The organism is Streptomyces sp. H39-C1 (assembly GCF_027158125.1).
GTDB lineage: Bacteria > Actinomycetota > Actinomycetes > Streptomycetales > Streptomycetaceae > Actinacidiphila > Actinacidiphila fildesensis.
Window position 1 is genome coordinate 1 of sequence record NZ_JAPVLS010000187.1, and the last position, 5,749, is coordinate 5,749.

Consider the following 5,749-nt stretch of genomic DNA (forward strand, 5'->3'; position numbering starts at 1 on the left):
CTGAAATCAGCATCGCCTCGTCGGGGGCGGGAACGCGATAACCGAACATTTCGTCTCCTTTAAGGGGCGTCGGTGACGCCGCCCAACGCATCCAGGGGATCTGCCCACTCGATGACGCCGACCTGCCCGAACGGTCCCCTGTCTTGACAGTTGTTCGTGCAGTCGTCCTCTGAGCAGGTGAGTCAGGCCGGCGGTTGGCCGCTTGGCACCCGGGCAAGGTGATCTTAGGCGGTGCCGGTGAGGGTGGCGAAGGCGACGATGTTGCCAAGGTAGGTGTGGGTTCCAGGGTCCCAATTGCCGCAGGTGATGAGGCGGAGTTGGGGCCGGTCAGCGTTTGTGGCGTAGACGTCGAGGGTGGGGAAGTCGTCCTTGGGGTAGGCCCGCACGGAGTCGGTGGTGAAGGCGGCGGTGGTGCCGTCGGCCTGGGTGACGCTGATGCGGGTGCCCGCTTTGAGGGCGCCGAGCCGGTAGAACACGGCGGGCCCGGTCTCCTTCGAGTCGACGTGGCCGAGGATGACGGAGGCGCCGAGCTGTCCGGGGGTGGGTGAGTTCTTGTACCAGCCGGCTTGCAGGGGCTTCCAGGGGACCTGGACGGTTCCGTCGGGGTTGCGGCCCAGGGACAGCAGCGTGGTGTGGACGCCGATGGCGGGGATATCCAGGGCCACCGGTACGGATGCCGAGAGTACGGGTCCGGTGGAGGAGTGCGGCGCCGGTGGGCCGGGCGGCTGGAGTGAGGTGGGCTGCGCCGCTGCGGCCGGTGCTGCCACGGCTGGGGGCTGGGGTGGCGGGACGCTGCTGCTGGGCCCGCCGGTGAGGGCGACGGCGGCGCCGGCTGCGGCCAGGGCCAGTGCTGCGGTGAGTCCGATGATGGTGCGGCGGCGGGTGCCGCCCCCCGCCGGACGGGGGGCGGCGGCTTCCGGGTCCGGCTCGGGGCTGGTGCCGGGCCCGGTCCCGTCGGTCATCGCTGGGCTGCGGCGTTCCTGCGCCGCAGGATCAGGGTGCCGGCCAGTGCCGCGACCGCTGCGGCGCCCAGGCCGGTGGCGATCAGATCAGCGCTGTTGCCGCCGGTGGAGGCCTGGGTGGCTCCGTCACCGGTGCCCGCTCCCCCGGTGGGCATGGCGTTGAGGGCTCCGCAGATGGCGGGGGCGGTGGCTTCCTGGGGGAGCTTCGGGTCCAGCTCGCTGGCGCCCAGGACGTTGTCGTACTTGCCGTTGTGGTTGTAGTCGATGCCGTGCACGACGATCACGGCGTTGTCGGCCCGCACTGCGGCCGCCACGTCCGGGGTCACGGTGATCGTGCGGGTGTAGTGGAACGAGCCGGTGGCCGGGAAGCGATCGATGGCCAGCGCGCTGTTCGGGCTGGTGTCGCCCTTGGTGGTCAGGGACGTGCCGATCTTGCCGTAGGCGGGCAGACCGTCGGTGGTGCTGATGGCTTTGTGCCCGTTGTGGTCATGGGCCGCGTCCGCCTTCGGGCATTCACCCGAGCCCTTGATGTGGATGTGCTGGGCGTGCGGGGAAGCGTCGAGCAGCTGGTTGGCGGTCACCGAGACGGTGGCCTGGTTGCCCGACAGGGTGACGGTGGCCATGCCGGATCCGTCGACCATGTTGGTGGCCACCGGGTCGAGGGTGGCCTGATAGTTCGCACCGCCGCCGGTGGACTGCGCGGATGCCACCGCGGGCAGCGCCAGCGGGATGGCGAACGCGGCGATACCCACCAGGGGGAGGAGAGTCTTGTTCATGGCGTGCTCCAAACGAAGCCCCGCGGCAGTCCGGTGCCGTATGGGATGAGGGGCTCCTGTGCCATAGGGAGGAACAGCGACCGAAGGGGCTTTACCAAGGCCGCCGGGATCAACTCACACCCTGTATTCGGAACTGACACCAGCACCGGATGGGTCTGGGTTGCGGTAAAGCCCAGAAGACCGTCGTGCGGCGATCGCGTCCTCTCCGAGTCTTCCGGACAAAACACGGATGTACGGGGAGTATGGCCTTCCGCTCTCCGCTCCGGAATCGTCCCTGGTCAGGGCCTCCACGTTTGCGCAACCAAGCCGCGCGTGCGGCGGGCGCTCTTGATGGCACATTCGAGCCGGATTCGATCCGGCCGGAATGACCGCCCTGAAAATCACGCTCTGACCTGCGGCGATATAAGGCGGCGGACGAGTCGGCCATATACGCCGGGTTCTGTCTCCGCTCCGTTGATCGGCGTGGCCGCTTCGAGCTACTGAGCCTTTTCCAACCTGCGTCAGCAGTGCGCCCGTTGGGCTGACAACAGGGTGAAGCCCCTGGTAGATGAGTTTTCGACCAAGAGAACCGTCTCCACCAGAGGCTTCGCATGCTGGTCTACCCGTCCGCGTCGACGTGTCCAGCTCCACGCTGCGCTTCCTCGCGCAACAACTGCGGCGGCACCGCCGTGCGATCGGGTCCAGGTGGCGGCGGCTGAGCGCGGGCCGCCGAGCCCTGCTCGCACTCGCCCACCTGCGCGTGGGACACACCTACGCCCAGCTCGCTGCCGGATTCGGCGTCGGAGTCACGACCGCCTACCTCTACGTCGCCGAGGCCATCGACCTCCTGGCCGACCTCGCGCCCGCCTTGGCCGACGCCGCCCGCACCGCGTCGACGAAAGCCTTCGTCCTGCTGGACGGCACGCTGCTGCCCATCGATCGCCTCGCCGCGGACCGCCCGTACTACTCCGGCTGTGAGTATGGGTGTGCCGTCCCGACGCGGGGCCTGACTCGTATTCTGGCTGGCCCTTGGTGCCTGGTGTTTGATCTGTCGGCCACCGCCTTCGTTCAAGCCGTCCCCACCCTGCGCCCAGCCAGCTCAGAGCGATGATGGAAAAGGCTCACTGTCATCGGCTACCGATACACCTTGCTCGGAACTTCGCAGGGGCTTGCTTGAGTGGCATTTCATGGATTATGCCAGGTTATGGTGCTTTCGCCGGTTGCCCGCTTCAGGAGATTGGAGATCATGGCGAGGCGGATCATGCTCTCGGAGTGTGCGGGTTTCGTCTCGTAGTCCCGTGCCAGTCGGCGGTGCATCATGATCCAACCGAAAGTTCGTTCCACCACCCAGCGTCTCGGGACCACGGAGAAGCCCTTGACCTGGGTGTTCCGCGGGACGACGTCGACATCGATGCCCAGGGCCGCTCCGCGTTCGATGGCTCGGGTCTTGTAGCCGGTGTCGACCCAGGCCTTGGTGATCGTGGGGTGGGCGACGGCGATCCGGGTGAGCAACTGCTTGCCGGCGTCGTTGTCCGAAACACTGGCTGCGGTCACTGTGACCAGCAGTAACAGGCCGAGGGTGTCGACGACGATGCTCCGCTTGCGGCCCACGATTTTCTTCCCGGCATCGATGCCCTGCGTGCTGCTGGGCACGCTGTGGGCGGTCTTGACGCTCTGGGCGTCGATGACGCAGGCGGTCGGCTCGGCAGTGCGTCCCACCTGCTCACGGACCCTCCGACGCAGCCGGACGCCGAGGTTCTCGATCGTGCCGTCGGCGGTCCAGGTGCTGAAGTAGGAGAAGACGGTGCTGGGCGGCGGGAAGTCGTGCGGCAGGTAGCGCCAGGGGATGCCCGTGTGGTTCACGTAGAGAATCGCGTTCATGACTTCGCGCAGGTCGGTGACCTGACCGCCCAGTCCGAGCGAGGTCTTCTGCCGTTCGGCCCTCCATGCCGTCATGGTCGGTTCCATCAGGGCCCAGCAGGCATCGGTAAGGTCGCTGAGGTAGGCGCTGCGGTTCGGCTGACTGGCCATAAGTCCGCTGACCCACAGTGCACTTGGCAGGGATATCGCTCGTTCGAGTGAGACGAAAGCCTCGTTCGCGGCATCCTCGAACCGGATAGGAGCTATCAGGCTAAAGGTGGTCGAACCATACAGCCGGGTGCGCTCGATCAGTCGCGACTTTCTCCTTAAAGGCCCCACCCAGGGTGATTTCGGCCAGGTTACAGATCTACCTAAATCGAGACATAGGCGGTGTATGTCCTCTCATATCCGAGGCGATAAACCGGGACATGACGCCCCGTCCGACCGGCGCCGCGACCGACGGGACTCCCCCGCCCGTGACCGACCCCGCCGCACTCAACCGCACCCTTCACTACACCGACGACATCACCGCCGCCGACACCGAGGCCATCGACGCATTCCTCGCCCCGCTCTTGGCTGTCCAGCGCGACGACCACTACGGCACAACCGGCTACAAGATGGCCTTCGCCCTGGACAGCCTCGTGCAGGACGCGGCCAACACCGCCCACTGGCAGCTGGACAAGCTGGCCAAGGACATCTTCCTCGACAGCCGTGACCGCCTGAGCTCCCGGCAGGACCTGCAACGCGCGTGGAACCGGCCGTGGAGCGCGGTCTACCCGTGGAACGCCGACACCGGCTACGACACCGCGCGCTGGAACCACCTGGACTACCTGGACCCGCAGGACCGGGCCCGCCAGGAGGCGATCGCCGCCCAGGCCGAAGCCGAAATGGGTGCCGAGACCGCAGCCACTCGGGAAGGGGGGCGTGGATGAGTTCTTCCAGGTATCGGCCCTCGATGTCGGGGTCGGGGACTTGGCATGGACGTACGCGTCGACGGCCAAGCCCACTGCGGCAGTGACCCGGCATGCCCGGCGCGTGGTCCGGCGGGCGCTGCGGGACGTTGGGGCAGGTGTCATGGCCGACTCCTTCGGTGTCTGCGGCGACGGCCGACGGGGCTGGGATACCTCAGCGGACGGTGAGGGTGCCCTTCATGTACTGGTGGATGTTGCAGATGTAGCTGTAGTTCCCCGCTGTCGCGGGGGCTTTGAACGTTGCGGACTTGCCGCCGGCGATGGTGCCGGTGTCGAAGGCCTTGGAGTCGGTGGCCGTGGCGGTGTGCGGGGTCTTGTCCTCGTTGAGGACGGTGACCACGGTGCCCGGTGCGACGGTCAGCGAGGCCGGGTTGAACAGGAAGTCCTTGATGACGATGCGGGCCGCTGCTCCGGACGCGGTGCCCGCGGGAGGTGAGGCCGGTACGGTGGAGGAGGACGAGCCGCCGGAGCTGGAGCTGGAACAGCCCGTCACAGCGAGCAGTGCGCAGATGGCACTCGCGGCGGCCAGGCGTCCGCGACGGGGACGTACTCGGTTGGCGTTGACGTTCATCTGCGGGCCCCATCCATCGACGGCAATGATTGACATGGGATAGCGATACCAAGGACGTGGTGCGCCCCGGTCCCCGACACGCTGGGAGCCCGGGGCGCACCATGCATCATCAGACCGTCAGTAGGGTGGTGCTGGCGGCCTTGTCCACGGGCAGGAAGTCGTCCGGGACGGGGTACTGACCGAGCACGTAGTGCAGGATCGCGGCGTGCATCGCCTCGACGGGGGCGATGGTGGCGGCGGTGCTGATCCCGGCAGGGCTGATGACGTTGTAGGTCGCGAACAGGTACGTCTGTGCGGCCTGGTCCTCCAACTGCAGGGCCAGTTTGGCGACGGAGCCGACATCGGTCGCCTTGCCGAGTGCGGCGGTGACGTCGGCCTGGTTGGACAGCGGCACATTGGTGATGGCGGGCTTGCCGGCGCCGGTCAGGACCGCGTTCCAGGCTTTGGCGTGGTCGGCGTGCTGGGCCATCGCGGTGGTGACGAACGTCGCCACCGCGGGCGGTACGGTGCCGAGTTTGCCCGCCTTGGCTGCGGCCAGGGTCGCTTGGTAGGCGCCCACGGCCTGGTTCTCCAGCGCGGTGGCCAGCGCGACGACCTTCAGGTCCCCGGTGTACTGGCCGCTGCCGGATG

The 5,749-nt window shown here is 67.5% G+C and carries 6 protein-coding genes and 1 pseudogene; 2 read left to right on the forward strand and 5 right to left on the reverse strand.

Annotated features, from left to right (window positions below):
• Nucleotides 1-224: 224 nt before the first annotated feature.
• Both O3W51_RS46930 and O3W51_RS46935 read right to left on the reverse strand, forming a co-directional pair.
• Nucleotides 225-962, reverse strand: coding sequence for a class F sortase (locus tag O3W51_RS46930; protein ID WP_269290139.1), 738 nt, complete (start codon nt 960-962; stop codon nt 225-227).
• Nucleotides 959-1,738, reverse strand: coding sequence for a hypothetical protein (locus tag O3W51_RS46935; protein WP_138359489.1), 780 nt, complete (start codon nt 1,736-1,738; stop codon nt 959-961). Before O3W51_RS46935 ends, O3W51_RS46930 begins: the two co-directional genes overlap by 4 nt.
• 590 nt (nt 1,739-2,328) lie before the next feature.
• Between O3W51_RS46935 and O3W51_RS46940 the strand changes: the two are divergent.
• A pseudogene (locus O3W51_RS46940) lies at nt 2,329-2,690 on the forward strand (transposase family protein); the annotation flags it as partial.
• 212 nt (nt 2,691-2,902) lie between these two features.
• Here O3W51_RS46940 and O3W51_RS46945 read toward each other — a convergent pair.
• Entirely contained in the window at nt 2,903-3,748 is an 846-nt protein-coding gene (locus tag O3W51_RS46945) for an IS5 family transposase (RefSeq protein WP_138359495.1), read from the reverse strand.
• A gap of 257 nt (nt 3,749-4,005) precedes the next feature.
• Here O3W51_RS46945 and O3W51_RS46950 point away from each other — a divergent pair, with 257 nt between their 5' ends.
• Nucleotides 4,006-4,509, forward strand: a complete 504-nt coding sequence (locus O3W51_RS46950) for a hypothetical protein (RefSeq protein ID WP_138359491.1) — start codon at nt 4,006-4,008, stop codon at nt 4,507-4,509.
• 193 nt (nt 4,510-4,702) lie between these two features.
• Here O3W51_RS46950 and O3W51_RS46955 read toward each other — a convergent pair whose 3' ends face one another.
• Both O3W51_RS46955 and O3W51_RS46960 read right to left on the reverse strand, forming a co-directional pair.
• Complete coding sequence (locus O3W51_RS46955; protein ID WP_232486325.1) at nt 4,703-5,155, reverse strand: cupredoxin domain-containing protein; 453 nt, start codon at nt 5,153-5,155, stop codon at nt 4,703-4,705.
• Between the two features lie 73 nt (nt 5,156-5,228).
• Nucleotides 5,229-5,749: ferritin-like domain-containing protein (locus O3W51_RS46960; RefSeq protein WP_269290143.1), on the reverse strand; the 521-nt coding region annotated here is incomplete at its 5' end.

Excerpts from the sequence above, each read along its gene's own strand:
- O3W51_RS46935 (WP_138359489.1), bottom strand. The coding sequence starts at position 1,738 with ATGAACAAGACTCTCCTCCCCCTGGTGGGTATCGCCGCGTTCGCCATC.
- O3W51_RS46955 (WP_232486325.1), bottom strand. The coding sequence starts at position 5,155 with ATGTCAATCATTGCCGTCGATGGATGGGGCCCGCAGATGAACGTCAAC.
- O3W51_RS46945 (WP_138359495.1), bottom strand. The coding sequence starts at position 3,748 with ATGGCCAGTCAGCCGAACCGCAGCGCCTACCTCAGCGACCTTACCGAT.
- O3W51_RS46930 (WP_269290139.1), bottom strand. The coding sequence starts at position 962 with ATGACCGACGGGACCGGGCCCGGCACCAGCCCCGAGCCGGACCCGGAA.
- O3W51_RS46950 (WP_138359491.1), top strand. The coding sequence starts at position 4,006 with ATGACGCCCCGTCCGACCGGCGCCGCGACCGACGGGACTCCCCCGCCC.